This is a genomic window from Shimia sp., from assembly GCF_022448905.1.
Lineage (GTDB): Bacteria > Pseudomonadota > Alphaproteobacteria > Rhodobacterales > Rhodobacteraceae > Shimia.
Genome location: NZ_JAKVCW010000019.1, coordinates 1 through 21758 on the forward strand (window position 1 = coordinate 1; position 21758 = coordinate 21758).

Consider the following 21758-nt stretch of genomic DNA (forward strand, 5'->3'; position numbering starts at 1 on the left):
TCTCCCTTATCAAATCACCCTAATTGGACCCATAGGTGCTGACGTCAGACACTGACCGGCACAGGCGCGGCCACCTATGGCCCCACCGCCCGAAGGTTCCTCAAACGCCGCGACCTGTCGCGCGACACCGCCGCGCTGTTTGAGCCCAAACGCGCCTTTGCCTGACACCCACAAGGCCCGCAGCACTCCCTGCTGCGGGCCTTGTTAAGACATAGGTTAACAAAAACACGCACCTCCGCGAAACAGTCGCAATACCGACAGAATACCGACGTGCAAAATTGCCAAAGGTTACCCGTTAACCTCCAAGCCGCAGCCCGTCTTTGTCAAAGAAATGTGCGCGCTCTTCAGGGAAGGCCAAACCCACGGTCTCACCTTCGGAGAAGGCCTCCTGATCCCCGTCCACACGCACCACAACCTTGTCGTCCTGACCAACATCGACAATCAGGAAGGTATCCGCGCCAAGGTACTCAATAACCTCGATTTTTCCGTCACACTGCCCCGCGCCAACCGCGCACGTCCGGATATGTTCCGGCCGCACCCCAACCTTGCTGGCAACGCCATTGAGCCCAAAGGCCCCATTGCCCCCAACGCTTAATTGATACTGCGCATCACCCGCGTTGGCATCACAATCCAAGATGTTCATCTTCGGACTGCCAATGAACTGCGCCACAAATAAATTCGCTGGTTTTTCATAGAGTTGCCGAGGCGTCCCCACCTGCGCAATGGTGCCAAATTCCAGCACCACAATCCGATCCGCCAGCGTCATCGCCTCGACCTGATCATGCGTCACATAGATCATCGTGCGTTTCAGATCCTGATGCAGTTTGGCGATCTCATAGCGGGTTTCTACCCGCAGCGCGGCGTCCAGATTAGACAGCGGTTCATCAAACAAAAACGCCGTCGGATCGCGCACAATCGAGCGTCCAATCGCCACCCGCTGCCGCTGCCCACCCGACAGATCTTTTGGCCGCCGATCCAGATACTCGGTGAGCTTCAAAACCTCCGCCGCCTGCGCCACCTGCCGGTCAATCTCGTCTTTCTTAACCCCCGCTACTTTCAGGGAAAAACCCATATTCTCCGCCACTGTCAAATGCGGATACAGTGCGTAGGATTGGAACACCATCGTCAACCCACGTTTGCTTGGCGGATGGTCGGTGACGTCGTTGCCATCGATCTCAATCGCACCGCGAGAAATGTCTTCCAAACCACCAATCATGCGCAGCAAAGTCGACTTGCCACAGCCGGACGGCCCAACAAAGACAACAAACTCGCCGTCCTGTATATCAAGGTCCACACCCTTGATGACCTGCGCATTGCCAAACCACTTCTCAACCGCCTTGAGTGATATCGCCCCCATCAGTTTCCTCCCGCCCAAGCCAGCCACACAGCTGCGGTCCAAGTGAAGGTCCCCCCGCCCGCCGCGCTGCCGGTAAATGGATCAAAATATTCAGCAAATCCGTGTTCGGCGATCAAATCGCCGGTCTTCTTTGCCAGTGTATTGGCCTCATCAACGTGGCCCATATCCGCCAGTCCCATGCCGATCAGCATGTTCACAATTGCCCATGTCGGACCACGCCAATAGCGCCGTGCGTCAAAGGATTCAGCCCCAGTATCATTGCTCGGCACAGGGTATGTCACCCGCTCCATCACCGCCCGCAACCGCGCCAACATGTCCTTATTTTCAACGCCCGCAAACCAACACAGGTAGGAGGCATTGGACACACATCCAGCCCATTCCCCACTCAACACATCCCGGCTGTCATAGCTGCCCAGCGCTGGATTCCATAGAGTCGCCGCCCCTGCTTCCAGCCGCTTGATGTCCGCCTCAAGTATTGCGGTATCCGCACCCAAAGCTTGCCCCACCGTGCGCAGGTCTCGGGCGGCACGCAACGTCGTGAAAGTCATGGTAGGATCAGCAACACGGAAAGGGCTCTCGGCCAGCATCGCGGCCTGATCCCACTTCAACCGACGGCCAATCTGCACCAATTTGACATAGCGGTCATAGTCAAACTTGGTCGGACGGTCGGCGCTGTCCACATGTTGTGTGTCACGGCGAGTGTATTCGCCCACATCAGAGGCGTCCATGCGCTGCATGGTGTTGTCCCAATCGGGCGCATTGTCCCGGCCCGTTTCCCACGGGTGCGTGGTACAGACTGCGCCTCGATGCAAACGCCAGCGCATGATCCAGCTGTGCCATTTCAGCATTTTGGGATAGAGCGCAGCAATCCGCGCGCGGCCAGCTTCTTCATCCTGCGCCCAAATCAGGCGCGCCATCGTGGCGGCAATTGGCGGCTGAATGATCCCGGACGAGGGTATTGGACCCAAACATCCCCAAACGTCTGGTCCAGGGAAATAGCCGGGATCACTTTTGTGGAACAAGATATGCGGCACCATGCCATCATCCCATTGACCTTGGAACAAGGTCTCGATCTCAACCCACGCGCGGTCCACATCAAACTGCGCAAACCCAAGTGCTGCCACGGCGCTGTCCCAGTTCCACTGGTAAGGGTACAGCCCCTCCGTCGGGACGGTGTAGCCGCCTCGATCATTGGTGATCAGAACCTGTTTGGCCTCTGCGCTAATAACTTGAGAAGATGTCATTTTCTTATCCTTTGACGGAGCCTGCTGTCAGGCCTTTGGTCATGAAACGTTCAAGTCCAAGGAACAGCACCATGATCGGTACCGTCGCGATCACCGCGCCTGCCATCAGGTGTTGCCTTGGAATTTCAGAAGAGTTGAGCATCGCCACCCCACGGGTGAGCGTGAATTTTGACGGGTCATCGAGCAGCATGAAAGCGAGCAAGAATTCGTTCCAGGCGATCATGAAGACGTAGAGCGACACCGAGGCCAATGCCGGGAGGCTGAGCGGCAAGGTGATTTTCCAGATCACCGCCAGCCGCGACAGCCCATCCATAAGCCCGGCTTCTTCGACTTCAGTCGGAAGCCCACGGAAGTAGCCCTGCAACATGTAAAGCGCCACCGGAATGGTCGTGACCGGATAAATCAACACGATGCCAAGGATCGAGTTGCGCAGACCTGTCATCGAAAACGCAATGTAGATCGGTAGCGCCAGAACGATCATTGGCACCATATAAATCAGCAGGATAGAACGCGAAAACGCCTTCTGTCCTTTGAACCGGAACCGAGCGACGGCATAGGCCCCGGGGACGCTGAATGCCAACGTAATGAAGACCGTCAGCACGGATACGAAGAACGACGTCCACATATAGGTGCCAAAATTGAAGTCACGGAACAGTTCCACATAGCTGCGGAACAGTCCAAAGCCCTTGCTGATCTCAATCGAAAAATCGAGCGGGTTTTGCAGCAAAGCCTGTTGCGACTTCAGGCTGGTCATCACCATGACATAGAACGGGATCACCACAATCGCAGTGAAGAAGATGTAGCCAAATCCCGTCAGGAACCGGATGATGGCCTCTTCATATTCGTGCCGGGTGAGCGCGCCAAAAGGCAGCTCTTTCAGGATCTTGGTCAGACCGAAGTGCACGCCCGATGCAAGCAATAGCAGAGCCACCGCTTCTGCCGAGCCAGACACGCCTTCGCCAATCCGCATCACACCAACCGGCGAGAGGCAAATCACTGCGACCAAAGCGGCCACGCCAATTTGCGGGCCAAGCTTTGGCATGCGGACGTAGGCAACACCTGCGGCCGCCCCCCACACCAGACACCAAAGAATTTGTGGCCTAAAGGCAGAACCAGTCGCAAAGCTCATGGCCACGGCAATCGTCGTTGCCATCACCATCATCCACAGCGCGCCCAGAATTGGACCAATGACAAAACCATTGCGCATCACAGGCCCTCCTCGCGGCTGATGAATTTGAAGAAGAAGACAGAGAAGCAAAGCAAGCAGACAAGGATGACCACAGCCACCGCCGCACCAGCACCGATGTTAGAAATGGCAAAGGCCTGTTCGTAGACGTTGACAGTCAGGGTCCGCGTACCTGCATTGCCGCCTGTCAGAAGGAAGATGTCGTCAAACTTGTTAAACGTCCAAATGAAGCGGAGCAGGAAGAGCACGGACAGGATGCCTAGGAGCTGCGGCAGGCTCAGCAGCCAGAACTTCTGAAACGGCGAGGCCCCGTCCATGTCAGCAGCTTCGTACATCGAACTGTCAATCGACTGCATGCGCGCCAGAATGAATAGGAACGAGAGCGGGAAGTAGCGCCAGATTTCAAAGACCGTGACCATGATTAGGGCGAGTGGTCTTTCGCCAAAGAAATTGATGGCCTCGTTGGTCACGCCCATTTGCAAAAGCAATGCGTTGGCAGAGCCGGAAAACGGATCGAAAAGCGTGACCCATGTGAAGGCAACGGCAATGACCGGAGCCACATAGGGAAAGAGGTACAACCCGCGTATGAAGCCTTGGCCGAGAAAGGATTTGTTGAGCAACAGCGCCGCAAACAGCCCCATCAGCAGCGCACCAATTGTGCCGAATACTGTGTAGAACAGCGTCACCCAAAGGACGGTCCAGAACTCCCCGCCGTCAAACAGCTGCGCGTAGTTCTTCAGGCTCAAGCCACCGCTGGTGAGGACAGACTTGCCGCCGCCGGTGACGTCTGGCTCGCTGTCTTCCACTGCGGCCTCCACAGCGTCAGGATCATCCGAAATATCCACAGGCAAACGCAAACGCTCTCGTGCGCCGCCTTCCATGTCGCCAAAATCGCAAAATAACTCGCGGCCCGTCAAAGTACACGGCGCCGGAACAGCCTCGCGCAAGGTGACCGTGTCGGGAATGCGATCTGCGAGGGTGACCCCACTAATGGCCTCTTCCTGAGACGAGTTGCGAATGCGGTATTCGATGCGCAGGTCATCCCCGGATCCACGCAAGCTTTCGCGCACAATTGGGGCTGGCGGGCGCATGTCCGACAGGGTGAACGGTTTGAAACTGATCCAGATGACCGCAAGCAAAGGCAGAACCACGACCAGCGCGACACTGATCACGGTCGGCGCAAGGAGCCCCCAAGCCAAACGCGCTTCGCGTTTGGCCAGAGCCCCCGTGCCGGTCGGCGGGTGAGCCGTAGACATGAGAAACCTCTAAGACGTGGAGTGCAGTGCGACCCGCCCGCACGATGAGCAGGTCGCAACCGTCGAGCCAAGTTACTGAATTTTAGACAGTTCGTCGTTCATTGCAGCTACGGCGGCGGCGGCATCGATTTCGTCATCGATGTACTGACGCACGACACGGTTAATGGCTTGGCTGTTGATCATCTTGGACGCCAGAGACAGCTGTCCTTCGGTCACACCCCAGCGTTTTGCAACGTCCAGACCACCGACAATTTCATCAATCATCGCCTGCTCATAGAGGTCGCCCAGAGGCGCTTTGCGATCCACGCCAACTGGCAGTTTGGACCATGCATCGGAGAAGGCCGAAGCATTTTCCAAGGTGCCGCGACGGACAGGGAACTTGCCTTCCGGCGCAATGGACAGTGTCTGGGTGTAACCGTCATCCATCGCGAACTTCACGAAGTCCATGGCCGCATCGGTGTCCGCATCCGAGGTGATGCCGAAGTAGCGAACGTCGCCCCAAGCGGCGCCATCTGGGTTGGATGGGCCGGAGAAGTTGGTCACGATGCCTGTCAAAGACGCCAGTTCACCAGAGGTTGGATCATCGTTAATAGTGGGCGGAGCGCTGTCGCGCAGGCCGGCCAGTTCGTCGAGGATGAACGGTGACCAGATGATCATGGCCGCCTGGCCTGCAAAGTACAGCTCGCGCGACTGCTTCCAATACAATTCACCAGGAGGTGATGCTTTGGAGATAGCTTTGTAGAAGTTGAGAACTTCGGTGGTGGCTGCCTCATCCAGCGGCTGGAACCCATCTGGACCAACCGGGCTTACGCCGTTCGCTAGGAAGACGTGCTCCAGCACCTGGCTCATGAAGTTTTCATCCACCTTGGTGGCGGCAACAAAACCATACATCTCTGGCGGGTTGTGCAGTTTTTCCAATGCTGCCAACACGTTGTCGAAGCTGTTGGGCGCTTCTAAGCCGTTGGCTTCAAAGAGATCCTTGCGGTAAACCACCATTTGTGTCCAGCCATCGACCGGAACAGATGCGGTTTCGCCGTTGAAATCCGCCATCGCCACGGCACCTGGCGCAAAGGTCTTTTCACCGAGTTCCTGAACAATCTCGGTCGCGGCTTCCGTGTCCAGAATGCCCGCTTCCGCCCAAGGCAGGGCGTATTGCAGGGTGTGATAGATCACGTCTGGCAGATCACCGGCCGCAAACGCCGCGGTGGCGCGGGTGCCGAGATCGCTTTCGCTGACCGGAATGACTTCGACAGTGACGCCGTTCGACGCTTTGAACTGCTCCGCCATTTCTTGTTGTTTTGCAAGGCGTTCTGGCTGTTCCTCGGTTGTCCAAAAGCGGATGGTGTCCGCTTGGGCTGCTGCCGCCAGGCAAACAGTGAGCGCGGTGCTCATCAGTAGTTTCGTTGAGATGTGACGTGACATGATAGTCCTCCCCTATATCGGATCACGGTTTTTGATTTTGAGCGCGAGTTGCGCAGAGGTCTGCGCCGGGGGGCCATCGGACTGGCGTTCGATGAGTTTGGCTTCCGAAACTTCGCGCAAAGTTTCGGCCGCTTCCCCCCGTATTTGTCGAATGAGTAGCTCGGCGAGTCGGCCACCGGCGCGTTGGGTGTCGACCCAATAGGTGGTTAGACCAGGACGCGCGTATTCGGCCTCTGGTACGCCGTCATAGCCGATGATGGCGACGTCGCTCCCCACCTCCAGGCCCAGGTCAGCGACCGCGCTGTAAGCGCCCAGAGCAGCCATGTCGGTGGCAAAGACGATGCCTGTGGGTGGCTCTGGATGCAGCAGGAGTTGCCTGGCTTGGGCGGCGCCCTCTTCGCGGGTGCGGGCGCCGGATTTGATCAGGTCGGGGTCATAGTCCAGACCCGCGGCGGCAAGGCCAGCTTTGAAGCCGTCGCGGCGTAAGTGACTGTAATTAAAATTGGATGTGCTGCCGACATAGGCGATGCGTTCGTGGCCGAGGCCAGCCAATCGGGTGACGGCGCTGCACATGGCGGCCTCGCCCAAGATATCGACCCAGGAGCCTTCCTGTTGTGCCGGTGGGACACCGTGGCTGGTGCGGCCGTACATGATGTAAGGCACTGATTTAGAACGTAATAGGTCAACCCGCGCGTCCTGGACTTCGGTGCGTGGCAGGATAAATCCATCCGCCTTATGCTCGTCGATCAGCCGGTCCAGCACCGTCAGCGTGTCGGCGTCCGAGGTTGCCGTGGCGATGGTGACGGTCCAGCCGTGAGCGCTGGCGGTTTCGCAGGCGCCCATAAGGAAGTCCTGCAAGAACGGGTTGTGGCGATCCGGCTCATCGGTTTGCAGCACCAAAGCCAAGGCCCGGACCCGTCCAGTACGGATCGCCTGCGCATGGCTCAGCGGCTGATAGCCAATCTTTTTTGCCATGTTGGACACACGTAGCCGGGTGGCCTCGGAGATGTCTGGATAGCCGTTGAGCGCGCGCGAAACCGTGCTCTTGGACATGCCAAGCCGCTGTGCCAGGTCATTGATTGTGACCCTGCCCCGACGCGGGGATGACCCGGTGCCGTCGGACTGTTTCGTGAAGTTTCGAATCGCGTTCATACATTCACGATTTGCTCCGAAACCGGTTTCGGCAAATGTTTTCTATTCCGTGCTGACTTGGACGGCGGTTGTATTTGGTGGTTGCCTAAAATTCTGGCGCAGTTGGTTTTTGGGGCGTCGGTGGGAAAAGACCGTGTAGGAAAACTGGTATAGTGCCTTGGACTGCATATGGTTCAAACGTACCGCGCGGTGGCTGTTGCAAAAGTCGTTTCTTGCAAGGCGCGAGCACCTGACGAAACTAAAATAGGTTTTTAGTTTCAATATTATAAACCAGATCAAACCGCGCAATTCCGGTCTCTCGTCGCAGGGTTGCGACCCGTTGCATATCAGAGCGAAACATTTGGCAACGGCACCGTTACGATGGGGTAAGGACTGCAATTGGCGGGGGCGAAATCACGTCGGTATTTTGTCGGTATCGCGACTGTTTTGCGGAGGTGCGCATTTTCTTAACGCACAAAATTTTTGCACGCCGACGGCGCAACACCAATCGAGTAGCAGAGGACAAAGGGAAGGGGCCCAAAGACCCCTTCGTTCTTGGTCATTAAAAAGTACCGTCAAAATCCAGACACCAGAGGTGGCAAAACACTCGACGGAGAAAGTGCAACAGATCAATTGCTGCGCCTTCGGTGCCGAACCGCTCCTGGTCTCAGTTCACAAAAGCAGAAAATCTCCAGATGCCTTTGGCCTTGGGGGCCTAAAAGCAGCCTCCTCGAATATCACCACGCCACCACTCACTAGATGTCACCGGAACAGTCGAAGCCAGACGAAAGCGTCACCACCGCAGCGCTTCCCTCTAAGACGGCCGAAATTTTCTAAACATCTCCTTGCCTTTGTGATGACCCATTTTCGCAAATCTCACGGGTCACAAACAAGTGGCAAACAATTGCCAGTTTCAGAGTTCTACAAGCCCTAGCAGGACAGCTTTGGCCACCGCTTGTGAGGTGTTGCGTGCCTTGAGTTTTGCCTTGGCGCTGGCGATGGGTTTGTTCAAGGTGTTGGCGCTGATACACAGGCGATCCGCAATCTGCACGCGATCAAGTCCAAGGGCGGACCAGTAGATGTAGTCTTTCTCCCGCCCAGAGAGCCGCACGACGCCGTCTTTATGCTGTTGCAACATGCCGCTGTTGAGCATTTCTGCCACAGCGCGCAACGATGTTTCGTGCTCTTTCCAATAGCGGAAAAACTCGGTGTCTGACCTGACATGACCGATGTGCAAACCGATGCCGGACGACACGGGGTTACGAGAGTGGTGGGACAATAGAAGCGTTTGGCCCCAAATCATACCCAAGTCGTTTTCCAACTGATGCAAACGGCGGTTGGCAGGCGACGCGTCATAAGAGTCTGGATCGTCATTCCAAAAAATCTCTTCCTGACCGCGCAGCAACAATTCGGTACTGATGTCCTCGTCCAGCAGGCGATCTTTGCCCACCGCCTCTTCCCACTCGGCAGAATAGGTATGGCGGAAGAAGGTGGCCTCAGTCATTTTACCGGGGGTTGCCAGCCCCACCATGGGATAACCCCATAACCGACACCATCCACCCCTAATTTGTCAAAAGCGGTCAAGCACCTCAGCCAGAGCGTTTCGCCATTCTTGGTCTGCTTCAAGTCCTCTGCCAATTGTCCAATCAGGTCGAAATTCATCCGTTTGTCCGCTAGTTGACTGTGTTTGGAACGCGACGGTGCAACGCAAGCATTGAGGTGATCAGCAGGAAGCCGCTAAAGATCAGCGCACAGGACACAAGCAAGCCATGCGGATCCCAAACTTGCATTGCCGAGCCGTTAATCAAGGGGCCAAGCAGTGCGGCCGCGGCGTAGATCGTACCAAACAGGGCATTGGCCGAGATCAGCGCAGGGCCGCTAAAATGGTCGCCCAGTGTGGCGAGTCCAACCACATAGAGCTCGCCGGCGCAAGCTCCCCAAAGCGCAATCGACAGCAGGTACGGTTGTGGCGTGGCTGCGGCCACAGGCAGGGTCACGGCCACGCCCAACGCCACCGTGGCGCAGCCGATCAGAACCGGTGTGCGGCCCAAGCGATCTGACATCACCCCGAGAGGCACGGCCCCCAGCAAATTGCCAAGCGCAAAGGCGGTGAGCGTATAAGCGGCGAGGTTTTCGCCAAGCCCTACGCGCAGGGTATAGACCGAGAGCAGATAAGCCGGCACGTCCTCAAAAAGCCCGTAGCAGATCACCGCCGCCATCGCCAAAGGCGCTGCGGCAAATGTTGTGCGTATCGGGGCCTCGTCTGTTGGCGCGGCGGACGGCGGCCGATTGAGCGGCAAGCGGACCAGCAGGGCACCCCCGAGTAAGATCGGTACACCGACAGCGGCAAAGGCCGTAAGACCAGCGGTGCCAAACTGCGGCTGCGACAGGCTGCCTATGGCGATGCCAAGCAGGAAGAAAAAGGCATAGAGCCCGATGGTACGACCGCGGGTGGCGGAGCGGCTGGTGGCGTTGAGCCAGTATTCCAGAACGCGGAACAGCACGCCCAGGCCGCCACCAAAGGCAAAGCGACCCAACAACCAGAGATCGAAGCGGGTGGTGAGCGCGAGACAGGCCAGGCCCATGAGAGAGAGGACAAGGAAAGCCAAGAGCAACTGTTGGGTGGTGAAGACCCGGTGCAGCACAGGCAGGAACGGCGTGACCAACAGCCAGCCCAGGGCAGGCATGGCAGCGTTAAGACCTATCCGGGCGGCACCCACGCCGCTTTGCTCTAGCAAAATGGACAGAAGCGGGAACGAAACGCCGTACCCGAAAGTCAGAAGCAGTACCGCAAAAAACACCGCGGAAGTAAGTCGAGTCACAAGTAACACCTAAAACGTCAGGGCAATTGGTTACCTACCGGTGGACGCCACGCTATCCTTCAAGCTGTGTTCGGATCAAGAAGTCAAAGGGTTGTATTTTGCGACTTAATTAATCGCCTTCATACTCATCCCGGCAGGCCTGAACGCTGCGTAGGCCTTTCATACTGCCGGTGAGGTCGATTTCCTCGGAGTTCCCGGCCCCGCCTTGCACCAGGACCTTGGTACGCTTGCCAAACTCCTTGGCAAACTCCGGGTTGTCAAAAAACGCGTAGCCTCCAGGCAGGCCGTTGTGGAATGCGCCTTTGGCGGCGCCCTGAAAGCGGCTGTCACCGAAGTCGAACAGAACGCTGCCTTCTGCGCCTTCTTCCACGCCGTCAAAAGCAGCGTTGTAGGCGGCAAAAAACGCACCCTGCTGATCCGGCACCACGCCAATTTGCACCAGCGTTCCGCTGGCGAAGGTTTTCTCCATGTAGCAGCCGTTGCCATTGGCGGGATTGGTGCGGACGGTCCAATCGCCCACGGTGGCAAACTCCGGATGGGTTTGCGCGAAAGTTGCCGAGGGCAGCAGGAGGGAGAGGCAAAGCCAGAGGCGGGTCATGTGTCACTCCGAAGCTTGTTCAAGTTGGAAGATATCGGGGGTGCAGGGTTTGCGGTTGGCAGGCATTTGGTCCGCCCCGTCGGCGCGACGGCTGCGCGAGCCACCAACTTGCAGTTTGAATTGCGGATCGGACAGTTTGCCATTGACCTCAAACGGCCAGGCGCTGCGCGCCAGAGGTTGGCCGACGCGGCGCGGTTCGGCGCGGACGGCGATGGCGTCTTTCACCCAATCCACCATGCCGCGCACCACCATTTGCACGCTGCGGGTTTCGGCCACCACCCGCGTGAAGGTGACATTGCCCGCGTTGATTTTTACCGGCGCTTTTACGCAGACAATCTCGGTTTGGCCTGCGGCGAACTCCTGCGAAAACAGCCAGGGGAAAATCCCGAGGCCTGCAAGTTCCAACAGGCTGGTGGCGATGGCCCCGTCGCGCATGTTGAGCGAGGCACTGCCTGCCATGGAGTTCATGAAGGCCTTGCCGGAAGTGATGTTGCCGGTCACATCAACATTGGCCGACAGTTTACCTCGCGCAGGGATATTGACCTCAAGGGCCTTGAGAATTTCACCAAAGTCCCAGCCGCTGGTGCTGCCCTGAATGCGAGCCCGGTCGGGGTTTTCAATGGCGTCCATAGAGGCGGTGACCTTGAAGAAACCGGGACCGTAGTAGAGCTCGATCGGACCCGCCTGAATCTGGCCCTCCTTGGCGATCAACTCGCTGCTCATCGAGGAGGTGCCGGCGTCGCCGACAAATTCCGCCAGTTCCAAGGTGATCGCCAGGTCCGTTTCGGTGAGGATGCGTTTGAGGCTAAAGACGTTGCTTTCCTTTTCCAGCACAAGAGGCTGAATCGGCGGGCGGCCATCGTCCGCCTCTTTGGCTTCGGCCTCCTTGGCCGCTTTGGCGGCCTTGGCGCGTTTGTTGAGTTGCACCAGGATCTTGCCACCTTCGCGCAGGTCCACAAGGCGCATACGATTGCTGAGGATCGCCCCGCGGATCACGTTGATGTCTTCGCTGAGATCAAAGGTGAGATCGGAGGTCAAGTCGGTGCCGTCGGCCCGAAAATCAAAGCCAAGCTTGGCTTCTTTTGCTGCAACTTCGAGGGTGAGGCCGGTAGACAGTTTGGAAACGCCTACAGGTTTCAGACCCAGCGCCGTCAGGAAAGGCGCGGTGTCCGCGACGCCAAATTGCAGGTCCAGCTTCATGCCTGCGAGTTCTTCAATGCTGGCGACCACCACATCTGCGTTTAATGTCCATAGGTCGGTGTCCACGGTTTGGGCCTTGAGTTCGCGCAAGCTGAGCTCACCGTCGTTGTCATTGATGACAAAATCCGCTTCCACACCGCCAAATTTGACGACCTCCTCGGAGGGCAGGTTCTTCAGCAAAAGGTCCGCCGTGCCTTGTAAATGGCCGGTTAAATCGACCAGTGCGAGGTTGAACACATCGCCAATGTCGCCTTCGGCGGTCAGGTAAGGCGCGTCTTCTGGGCCGGCTTGAAGCGTGATGTCGCGCAGGCCGAGGGTTTTCTGCTCTGATCGGTAGACATTGCCGATGGAGATGGGACCTACGCGGTCGAGGCCTTGTTCAAAGGCATTGGTCTGGATCAGCAGTTCCTCAAAGGTCAGCCGCTCCCCCGTGTTGACCACATGGGCGTGGATTTCAGTGAGTTTGAGGTCTTTCAGGCTGTTAGCATCGGCGGGCGGTTGGCCTTCGGGATGAAGGCGCGCGTCCATGTGGAAGTCAAAGCCCGCGCGGGTGAAGAGGTTGTCAACATCACCGGTGACCGTCACGTTTTGACCTTTGCTCAGGTCCAGCGTGGTTTGCAGGTTTTCCAGGGTCAGCAGTTGCGGCGCGTTGGTGACATCTACCGACAAAGACCCGACGCCTTCGAGGCTGCGGGCGAGGCCAAGCACCTCGAACACATCGCCAATTTGGCCGGTGGTGAGCTCGAGCCGCGCGGTATAACCATGCGGGCTGTCAGGCAAACGGGTGCCGTTGTAACTCAATGAAATGTCCCCAAATTCGAGCTGATTGGTGAACGGCGCGCTGTCGGGGAATGTGCCATCCCACGTGAAGGCTTCGCCGTTGAGCGTGCCTGCGCCAGTGACAGAGGCGAGTTGGCCGTCCTGAAGCTGCTCCAGCAGGATTTTTTCTAACGCGAAGATGAATTCAAAGCCGCTTTCCTCATCGATCGAGGTCAGGCCGATGTTGGTGAAAGACACGGTACGGTCGCTGAGGAAGGTGATGATGGACGGGTCGGGCAGATCGTCTGTGGTGGCGCTGTTTTCGGTTGGGGCGGCGTCTGTTGTTTCCACCGTGGCTTCTGGCTCAAATTTGGTCCAGCTGGTGGTGCCGTCAGCCTTGGTGACCAGGTTCACCTGCAGCCCGTCAATGGTGAGGTTGTCGATGTCGATGCGGCGGTCGAGCAAAGCGGGCAGATCCAGTTCCCACTCCAATAGGTCCAGACGGGCCAAGTTTATGTCGGTGATGTTCTCGCTAGGAATGCTGGCACCGGAGACGTGCACTTTGGTGGTGCCCGCAAGGACAACGCGCACGTCGCCGTCAATCAGGAAGGGCTGGCCGATTTGTTCGGTCAAGAGATCCGCGACAAAGTCTTTGCGAAAGCCGCTGAACAAGGGGGTCGCCAGCGCGGCCCAGATTAGCACGCCCAGCGCCAAACTGAGCACAATCAGCCCGGTGAAAAGTCTCAAAATCCAGCGTTTCAAAGCCTGTCCTTTCGCAAGGTGCTTAGGAAGTCCGTCAATAGGTGGCCGCCCCTGCCCTTTTGAGTGCGCGTTGAAATGGCTGCGCATGCGAAACAGGAGATCCGTCAAAGATGTCTGCCCCTACCTTTGCACAGGTTTGGGTGGATTGAGAACAGCTTAGCGGGGCAAAGCGAGTTAAACCGGGTTGGGCTGGGTTGTTTACTCTTTGTTAAAGCCTTGCGCGGGCGGCGGCCGAGAACGGCACACGGTCAACACCTCCGTAACGCATTGTAAAGAAATCTATTTCGAGAATACGGGAACGCCCGGCGCACCCAAAACACCGCAAAACCCTTCACAGGGTCAGGATTCAGGTTCGCCGCTTATTCGCGTCAAACCTGAATGGAGTGCCACACCGCTTGCGCGTTGCTGCCACGATTGGAACACATTTCCTCCACAGCTTAGCCGTGAAGGTGAGAACTTGCTGCCGCATTTCCTCCTGGTCGCATGATAGAGAGGAAGCTGCGTAGATGGATTGCGCTGAGGAAAACGTGACTGTGCTGCCTGCGGGCACCGAGCTTTTGCGCGGGCAGTACCGGATCACGCGCAGTTTGGGCCAAGGGGGATTTGGCCTGACTTACCTCGCGCGCGACAGCCTGAACCGTGTGGTGGTGATCAAGGAGTGTTTTCCGGAGCAGATTTGTCACCGTGTGGGCGCAGAAGTGGTGCCGTCCGGACCGGAAAGCGCGCCGTTTTTTGCCTCGGTTTTGGAACAGTTTCAAGCCGAGGCGCATCAGTTGGCCGGATTGGATCATCCGCGCATCGTGGGCGTGCATCAGACGTTTGCGGAAAACGGCACGGCCTATACGGCGATGGATTTTGTGGAAGGGGTGGACCTGCATGAGCTGGTGGACCACGCGCCGGGGCGGTTGACGCCGACTTTGGTGGACAAGCTGCTGCGGCAGGTTTTGGACGCACTGAACTATTTACATGACCGGGGCGTGCTGCACCGGGATGTGGCGCCGGACAACCTGATCCTGAGCGCCAATGGAGATGTGACGCTGATTGATTTTGGCGCGGCCTATTCTTCGGGAGACGCCGAGGGCGGGCAAAGCCAGCGCATGTTGGCGGTGAAAGACGGATATTCGCCACCAGAGTTCTATTGCGCCGAAGGGGTGCAAGGCGCCTATAGCGATTTGTATTCGCTGGGAGCGCTCTGTCATTTGGTCTTTACCGGCGAGGCGCCACCGGACGCGCAGACCCGGTTAGAAACTGTCGATGCGGGAAGGATGGACCCCTATGTGCCGCTGGAGTCGACGGATTTTGAAATTGATTTCCGCCTGAAACTGGCCACGGATCGGGCGCTGGCCCTGGAACCCAAAGACCGGCTGCGCTGTGCAGATGACTGGCTGGCGGTGATGGACGGGCCCATTCCCAAGCCGCTGGCGGTGTTTGATCCCGCGGTGATTGGTGTGATCGAAGAGCTGGTGAGCAAGACCAACAAGGTGCTGACACCGGGGTTGCCAAAGGCCTTGCAAAAGCCGCTCAAAGCGCTGGAAGAGGCGCGGCAGGCGCCCCCCCCACCCAAGCAATACGTCGATATTTTTGGCGATCCGATTGACGACGTTGAGGCCTACCTCAAGGAACAGGATCGGCTGTGCAAGGCCCGTGCCAGAACACCAACGCGGCTGTTGCAGCAGGGCGATTTCCTGCGCCGGTCCAGCGCGGAGCTGCCGGAAGCGCCTGCGCCCGCCAAGCCGGATGGCGAGAGCCTCCTCCACAAATTCCGTGACCGGTTGAAGGGTGACCGGTCCAACCCCAACACCCGTCTATTTCTAATCTGAAGGGACATACCATGCGGTTCATTCGCGACATTATTGCTGAGAAATCCCAAGCGGCTGGTCAGGCTGACGGTGCGGCGTTGCGCTATCCGCTGCGATTGCGAGAGCAGGACCGTGCGGATGTGGCCGAGGAGCCGACACCAACGGTGCATATCGAGGCGGAACCCGCCCAGCCTGCGTCAGACGCTGCTGCGCTTGTGGCCCCGCAGCCACCCGAACCTGCAGAAGCGCCAGTGGATCTGTCCGCGATTTCAGCGGCTTTGACCGCCGCGCCGGTGGAGGCCCCTGTCGAGCCCGACATGCCCGAGCCAGAGGCCCCAAGCGATCCCTTTGGCAATCTGTTTGCAGAGGAAGCGCAAGAAGACACACTGGAAGACCACCCACTTGAAGCGCCGCGGATGCCGGAGCCGGAAATGGCACCTGCCCCACAAGTCGCAGCCCCGCCCCCTGTGGCAGAACCCGTTGCGCCACCACCACAGCCAGAGCCAGCGCGAGAGGCGCCTGCCCCTGCGGAGCCGGAAGTGGACCTGGCGGCGTTGCAGGCCAATATGGCGGCGGCCAAACCAGCGGCGGGGCGTGGTTCCAAAGGGCGCGTAAAAACCCGGTTGCTGGGTTTCAGCGCGCCTGCCAGTCACGCGCATGATCCTATGGCACAAACGCGAGAGGCGCCGGTGTCGGCGCAGGCACAGTTCCCTGTGGGCTGGCTGGTCGTGGTCGATGGACCGGGCAAAGGCGCGTCGTTTTCGCTGCACGACGGGTTGACCCAGATTGGCCGCGGCGAAGGCCAGACCGTGCGGCTGGATTTTGGCGACACCACGATTTCGCGTGAAAACCATGCGGCGATTGCCTTTGACGGCGAGCAGCGGCGGTTTTTCTTTGGACATGGCGGCAAAGCCAATCTGGTGCGGCTGAATGGCCGTCCGGTATTGAGCACAGAGGATTTGGACAGCAACAGCCTCATTCGGATTGGGGAAACCACTTTGCGATTTGTGGCCCTGTGCGGCGAAGACTTTGCCTGGGGTGACGCGGACGCGGGGCGCGGCGACCTTGGCTGAACTGCGCTTTGATGTGGCCACCGCGCTCTCTTTGGGCGCGCGGGAGAGGCAAGAGGACACGGTGGTGGCCGACTTCCCGTTGGGCGCGCCGATGGGCTTTGCGGTGCTGTCGGACGGCATGGGCGGGCATTCTTGCGGGGATGTGGCCAGCGGCATCGTGGCGACGGAATTGTTTAGCGAATTGAAGCTGTTGAGCGGCGCGCCAGAGGAAATGGAGCGCAACATCGGGCCTGTGCTGCAAGAAGCTGTGGAAGCGGCCAATGGCTGCATCCAAATGTACGAGCAGCAAAACCCGGATGCGTCGGGCATGGGGGCCACGTTGGTGGCGCCGGTGATTTTTGGGGCGCGGCTCTATTGGGTCTCTGTCGGGGACTCACCGCTCTATCTGTGGCGCGCGGGGCGGCTGTATCGGTTGAACGAAGACCACTCCTATGCGGCGCAGATCGACTTGATGCAGGCGCGTGGGTTGATGGACGCCGATGAGGCGCGGAACCACCCGGATCGCAGTGCGTTGATCTCGGTTTTGGCGGGGGCGGAGATTGCCAAGGTGGATTGCCGGGCGGAGCCGATGACGTTGCAAGCCGGGGATATTGTGCTGGCGACCAGTGACGGGCTGCACACCTTGGCTGACGAAAGAGTGGCGGAGGTTTTGCAGGATCATGCGAAGGCTACCGGTCAGGAGATTGGCGCAGCATTGCTGGCTGCGGTGCACGCGGAGGGCTGTCCGGAGCAGGACAACCTGTCGCTCTGCGTGATCAAAGCCGAGCATCGGGGGGAGACACAAGAGGCCAGGCCAGTATCCACGCCGCAACCGGCAGCCTCCCCCGCCACCGGCGAGGTGGTGCAAATCGATCGACGGGCGCATCGCGGTACGGTGCGCACCATTGTCAGCCTAACGCGAAAGGTCGGGAAGTGATGCAGACACAACCAGAGCAGATCGTTGGGCAATTGCACTCCGCATTGGAGAGCGGACATGTGCCACGGCGGCAAAAAGCCTTTGGCGAAGAGATCCTCACCCACCTGACGGAGGCGGTGCGTGTTGTGGTTTTGGGGCGTCCGGGAAGCGGGAAAACCAGCCTGATAAACATGATGCTGGGTGGCGATGTGATCCAACCGCCGCAAGACGTGCCAATTGTTGAGGTGGTCTATGGCGCAAGTGCGCAGGCCACAGTGACCTGGGCGGATGGGGCGACGGAAACAGTTGCCGGTCATGCGCTGGAGGGGCTGGCGCAAGGCGCAGCGCGGGTTACCTATGCGGTGCCGCTGGACAGTTTGAAAACACTGGCGTTTGTGGAAGTGACGCAACCCACTGATCCCGCGGCGCAACAGGCGTTGATGCAAACGGCCTTGCAAGAAGGCCAAGTGTTCGTCTGGTGCAGCGAAGGTTTTGACGCCTCGGAACACGCGATTTGGACCGTAGTTCCGGACGCGGTCAAAGATCACAGTTTTCTGGCGCTGACCAAGGCGGACCGGCACATTATGACCGGCGGGTTGGCAGACCAGCTGGCCGCACTGGAAGAGACCGCAGAGGAGGCGTTTTTGGGCCTGCATCCGGTGGCCACGTTGCACGCGCTCAAAGCGCGGGCGGGCGGTGAGGCGCAACAGGAGTTGTGGGCCGCGTCCGGTGGGCAGGAGTTGGTTGAGGCGGTTGAGGCGCAAGTGCGCCAGGGGCGTGCGGCGGATTTGGACCAGGCGCGGTTGCTGTTGGCGCAGTTGGGAGAGGTTGTGGAGGCCGCAAGCGACGGCGTATCCCCTGCCCCGCAGCAAAAACCTGTGTCGAGCGCGCCAGCTTTAGAGAATGAAACCGCGCTGATGGATCAGTTGCAGACGCTGCTGCAAACAGCAGCGCAGGAAATGCTAGCGGATCTTGATGCGGGCAAAATTCCCAATGCGGATGGGTTGTTGTCGCGCTGTGCCGACGCTGTGCGGGCCTTGACCTCGGTGCTTGATGCGGAAGCAGGACAAGATCCGGCAGCGGCGGATTTGCTGGATGACGCGCGCGACGGGGAAGACACGTTGATGTTGTTGCAGGTCGAGCAGAGCCCAACGGCGGCGGAGGATGGGATCATCCTGTTGTTACAGCTCCGCAAAGAAATAGGCGCGAGGGCACAGGCATGAACATGCAAATTCGGCAAGAGAGCAAGCCCGAGGTGCGCACATCGCGGCGGATTTCCAACCTGCGCACGGGATTGGAGGGGTTGGGCAAGCTGGGCCAAGACCTTGACAAGTTGGATCATCTGTTGGCGCAGCTGTCGCAGGTGGCGGGCAAGAACTCGGCCAAAACCGTGGAGCGGCTGCGCAAGGATGTGGTGAATTTTGAACCCACCATCACCGTTTTGGGGCAGGTGAAATCCGGCAAGACCACGTTGGTGAATGCCATGGCTGGCTGGGCGGATTTGCTGCCGTCGGATGTGAACCCCTGGACCTCGGTTGTGACCTCGCTGCACCTGAAACCGGCATCACGTCCGGCGGAAACCGGGGCGAGTTTTCAGTTTATGACCGAGGACAATTGGGACCGGTTGCTGAACCAAGGCGGGCGGATTGGCGAAATGGCCAGCCGTGCCGGTGCGGAGAGCGAATTGGCCAAGATTGGCGAGCAGATCGAGAAGGTGCGCGCCAAAGCGCAGAAACGGCTGGGCAAGAAGTTTGACCTGTTGCTGGGGGAGACCCACAACTACGGCTATTTCGACAAGAACCTGTTGGAGCGTTACATCGTTCTGGGCGATGATTTTGGCGAAGACGACAGCGAGCAGGGTCGGTTTGCCGATATTTTGTCCTCTGCCGATCTGACGCTGAACTGTGACACGGTGCCGGTGCCGCTCTGCCTGCGGGACACGCCCGGCGTGAACGACACCTTTATGATGCGCGAGCAGGTAACCATTCAGGCGCTGCGCAGCAGTAAGATCTGTGTTGTGGTGCTGTCGGCCGGGCAAGCGCTGACCTCTGTGGACATGGGCTTGATCCGGCTGATTTCGAACCTGAAGTCGCGCAATGTGTTAATCTTTGTGAACCGGATTGATGAGTTGCCAGACCCGGCCAATCAGGTGCCCGAGATTGAGGCCAGCATCCGTCAGACCTTGCACAACAAACAAGGGCCGGAAGATGCGGAGATCCTGTTTGGCAGCGCCTATTGGGCCAACAAGGCGCTGAGCGGCAATATTGAAGGCATGCCAGAGGTGGCCAGCAAAGCCTTGTTTGATTGGGCGGAAATTGCACTGGGTCAGCAGCATGGGCAGATGCAGCCGCATGAAATGGTGTGGGAGTTGTCCGGTATGGGCCATCTTTATCGGGCACTGTCGGAGCGGGTCATTGAAGAGCAAGGCCAGCAGCTTTTGCAGAAGACAAGCAACGCGGCGCTGACGGTGGCGACCAGCGAGCTGGCGGCAGGCATGGTGCAGATCGGCGCCAAACAAGGCGGCAGTACCAATCTCTCGACCTATGACGCGCTCAAGGAATTTCGCAGCATCGCGGCGTTTCATCAGCAGGCCTTTGCAGAAGAGCTGGAGGCCGCCATTGCCGACTATCATACCCGCGCGGATCGGGCGCACGCCAAGTTCATAGATCGGGCGCTGCGGTCACTGCTGACGCATTTAGAGAACTACGGCAAAGACATTGTCTGGGACTACGATCCGGTGGGGCTGCGTATGCTGTTGCGCACCGCCTATTCGGCCTTTGGCGCGCGGGTGCGCAACTTGGCGCAGGCGCGGTTTGAGGCGGCGATGACGGATGTGGCGATGCTTTATGCCAACACCTACGGTCACGCGGTGGAGGGCATCCAGATGGCGCCCCCTGCCCTGCCTGACCTGCCCGCCCCGATTGCGCTGGGACAGACCATCGCGCTGGATTTCAACGATGGCTGGTGGATTTCCTGGTGGAACCGCATTCGCGGCTTCAACGCCTTCTCCAAGCGGTTCCAGAACCTGATTGCGCGGGAAACCGAGGACTTCATGTTGCAATCCAAAGGCATTCAGACCGAGCAGGTTCGGGCGCTCGCAACCAGCTGTTTGCGCGAGTTCTTTGATCAGCACGACGAGATCATGCAGGACATCAGTGCCACGCCGCAAAGCGCGGATATCGAGAAGCTGTTCCAAAGTGGCGAGGAAGGCCAGAAGCGCGCGCAACTGGACGCGCTGACCACGCAGTTCGATGCACTATTGCAAAGCACCAAGGTTGAGGCAGGAGGGAGCTCCCAATGACCGCACAGGATGTAGAAATTGTGGCCCAACAAGCACCGCGCAAACCGCGCATTGCCCTGATGGGGGAGTTCAGCGCCGGAAAAAGCACCTTGATGAACCTGCTGTTGGGCTGCGACCCAATGCCGGTGCGCATCACGGCCACCCGCGTGCCACCGGTCTGGGTGCGCCATGGGCCGCGCGGGGCAACCTTGGTGCGCGATGACGGCACCGAGGCGGCGTTTGACGGGGCGGACATCAGTGAAGCGCCGATGGCAGGCTGTGAGTTGATCCGGTTTTCGATGGACTCCGATATTCTCAACCTGTGCGACCTGATTGATATTCCAGGAATTTCCGACCCCAACCTGAAGCACGAGACCTGGTTGTCGCTAATGGAAGAGGTGGATTGTGTGATCTGGTGCACCCATGCCACGCAGGCCTGGCGGCAATCCGAAGCTGCGTTGTGGGAGCAGGTGTCCCAACAGATCAAAGGGCCAAACCATCTGGTGGTCACACAGTTTGACAAACTGCGCTCCGAGCGGGATCGCGCGCGGGTTTTGGCGCGGCTTGAGGCGGAGGCGGGAGACGCCTTTGATGCGATTGTGCCGATTGCCACGTTGGAGGCGATCAACGCGGGCATGGACGAAACCGCCTGGCGCAACAGCGGCGGGGCGGCGTTGATTGAACGCATGGTGGCGATGTTGGTGGGAGAGGCCGAGGCTATGGCCACGGCGCAAGGGGATGTTAACGCGCCCGCCGTAGAAGAAACACAAGACCACGCGCCCGAGGCGGAGACGCCTGTGGCAGCTTCATCTGAAGCGCCATGCGCTAAGGACGATGGGCCGAAGGTAGTGCCGCGACGGGTGCGCCCGAAGTCGCCCAATCCGGTGCGGCCTTCGAGTGAAGAGTTGCAAGACATGCCGCTACGCGCCCTGGGCGGTGGGGGCGACATTTGAGGTGATCTCCCCCTTGCGGCA

Annotated in this window: 16 protein-coding genes; 6 read left to right on the plus strand and 10 right to left on the minus strand. The window is 58.8% G+C overall.

Annotation, left to right across the window (positions count from 1 at the left end; genetic code table 11):
- Positions 1–295: 295 nt before the first annotated feature.
- The 10 genes from MK208_RS18545 to MK208_RS18590 form a co-directional block, all read right to left on the minus strand.
- Positions 296–1357 carry an ABC transporter ATP-binding protein gene (locus MK208_RS18545; protein ID WP_294119033.1) on the minus strand — a complete coding sequence of 354 codons (1062 nt, stop codon included), beginning with the start codon at positions 1355–1357 and terminating at the stop codon, positions 296–298.
- Complete coding sequence (locus tag MK208_RS18550; protein ID WP_294119035.1) at positions 1357–2601, minus strand: hypothetical protein; 1245 nt, start codon at positions 2599–2601, stop codon at positions 1357–1359. Before MK208_RS18550 ends, MK208_RS18545 begins: the two co-directional genes overlap by 1 nt.
- A 4-nt stretch (positions 2602–2605) precedes the next feature.
- Entirely contained in the window at positions 2606–3808 is a 1203-nt protein-coding gene (locus MK208_RS18555) for a carbohydrate ABC transporter permease (RefSeq protein WP_294119036.1), read from the minus strand.
- Positions 3808–5043 carry a sugar ABC transporter permease gene (locus MK208_RS18560; RefSeq protein WP_294119037.1) on the minus strand — a complete coding sequence of 412 codons (1236 nt, stop codon included), beginning with the start codon at positions 5041–5043 and terminating at the stop codon, positions 3808–3810. The genes MK208_RS18555 and MK208_RS18560 overlap by 1 nt, the downstream gene beginning before the upstream one ends.
- Positions 5044–5115: 72 nt before the next feature.
- Positions 5116–6465 carry an extracellular solute-binding protein gene (locus tag MK208_RS18565; RefSeq protein ID WP_294119039.1) on the minus strand — a complete coding sequence of 450 codons (1350 nt, stop codon included), beginning with the start codon at positions 6463–6465 and terminating at the stop codon, positions 5116–5118.
- A 12-nt stretch (positions 6466–6477) separates the two neighbouring features.
- Complete coding sequence (locus MK208_RS18570; protein WP_294119040.1) at positions 6478–7617, minus strand: substrate-binding domain-containing protein; 1140 nt, start codon at positions 7615–7617, stop codon at positions 6478–6480.
- Between the two features lie 892 nt (positions 7618–8509).
- Positions 8510–9163 (minus strand): helix-turn-helix transcriptional regulator, encoded by a 654-nt coding sequence (locus MK208_RS18575; protein WP_294119115.1) that lies wholly within the window; start codon positions 9161–9163, stop codon positions 8510–8512.
- A 106-nt stretch (positions 9164–9269) separates the two neighbouring features.
- Positions 9270–10418, minus strand: a complete 1149-nt coding sequence (locus tag MK208_RS18580; RefSeq protein ID WP_294119041.1) for an MFS transporter — start codon at positions 10416–10418, stop codon at positions 9270–9272.
- Between the two features lie 109 nt (positions 10419–10527).
- The gene (locus tag MK208_RS18585; protein WP_294119042.1) at positions 10528–11016 is read right to left on the minus strand and encodes a hypothetical protein; all 489 of its coding nucleotides are present in this window, start codon (positions 11014–11016) and stop codon (positions 10528–10530) included.
- A 3-nt stretch (positions 11017–11019) separates the two neighbouring features.
- Positions 11020–13722, minus strand: a complete 2703-nt coding sequence (locus tag MK208_RS18590) for an AsmA family protein (RefSeq protein WP_294119043.1) — start codon at positions 13720–13722, stop codon at positions 11020–11022.
- 521 nt (positions 13723–14243) lie between these two features.
- On the opposite strand from MK208_RS18590, the gene MK208_RS18595 reads away from it, so the two are divergent.
- Genes MK208_RS18595 through MK208_RS18620 form a run of 6 tightly spaced genes read left to right on the plus strand, consistent with a single transcriptional unit; the run spans position 14244 to position 21737 of the window.
- Complete coding sequence (locus MK208_RS18595; protein WP_294119044.1) at positions 14244–15557, plus strand: serine/threonine-protein kinase; 1314 nt, start codon at positions 14244–14246, stop codon at positions 15555–15557.
- Positions 15558–15568: 11 nt separating this feature from the next.
- Complete coding sequence (locus MK208_RS18600) at positions 15569–16609, plus strand: FHA domain-containing protein (RefSeq protein ID WP_294119045.1); 1041 nt, start codon at positions 15569–15571, stop codon at positions 16607–16609.
- Positions 16602–17525, plus strand: coding sequence for a protein phosphatase 2C domain-containing protein (locus MK208_RS18605; RefSeq protein ID WP_294119046.1), 924 nt, complete (start codon positions 16602–16604; stop codon positions 17523–17525). Before MK208_RS18600 ends, MK208_RS18605 begins: the two co-directional genes overlap by 8 nt.
- Entirely contained in the window at positions 17525–18727 is a 1203-nt protein-coding gene (locus MK208_RS18610; protein WP_294119048.1) for a hypothetical protein, read from the plus strand. The genes MK208_RS18605 and MK208_RS18610 overlap by 1 nt, the downstream gene beginning before the upstream one ends.
- Positions 18724–20805 (plus strand): dynamin family protein, encoded by a 2082-nt coding sequence (locus MK208_RS18615; RefSeq protein ID WP_294119051.1) that lies wholly within the window; start codon positions 18724–18726, stop codon positions 20803–20805. Before MK208_RS18610 ends, MK208_RS18615 begins: the two co-directional genes overlap by 4 nt.
- On the plus strand, positions 20802–21737 hold the full coding sequence (locus MK208_RS18620) for a dynamin family protein (RefSeq protein WP_294119052.1): 936 nt from the start codon (positions 20802–20804) through the stop codon (positions 21735–21737). Before MK208_RS18615 ends, MK208_RS18620 begins: the two co-directional genes overlap by 4 nt.
- Positions 21738–21758: the final 21 nt, after the last annotated feature.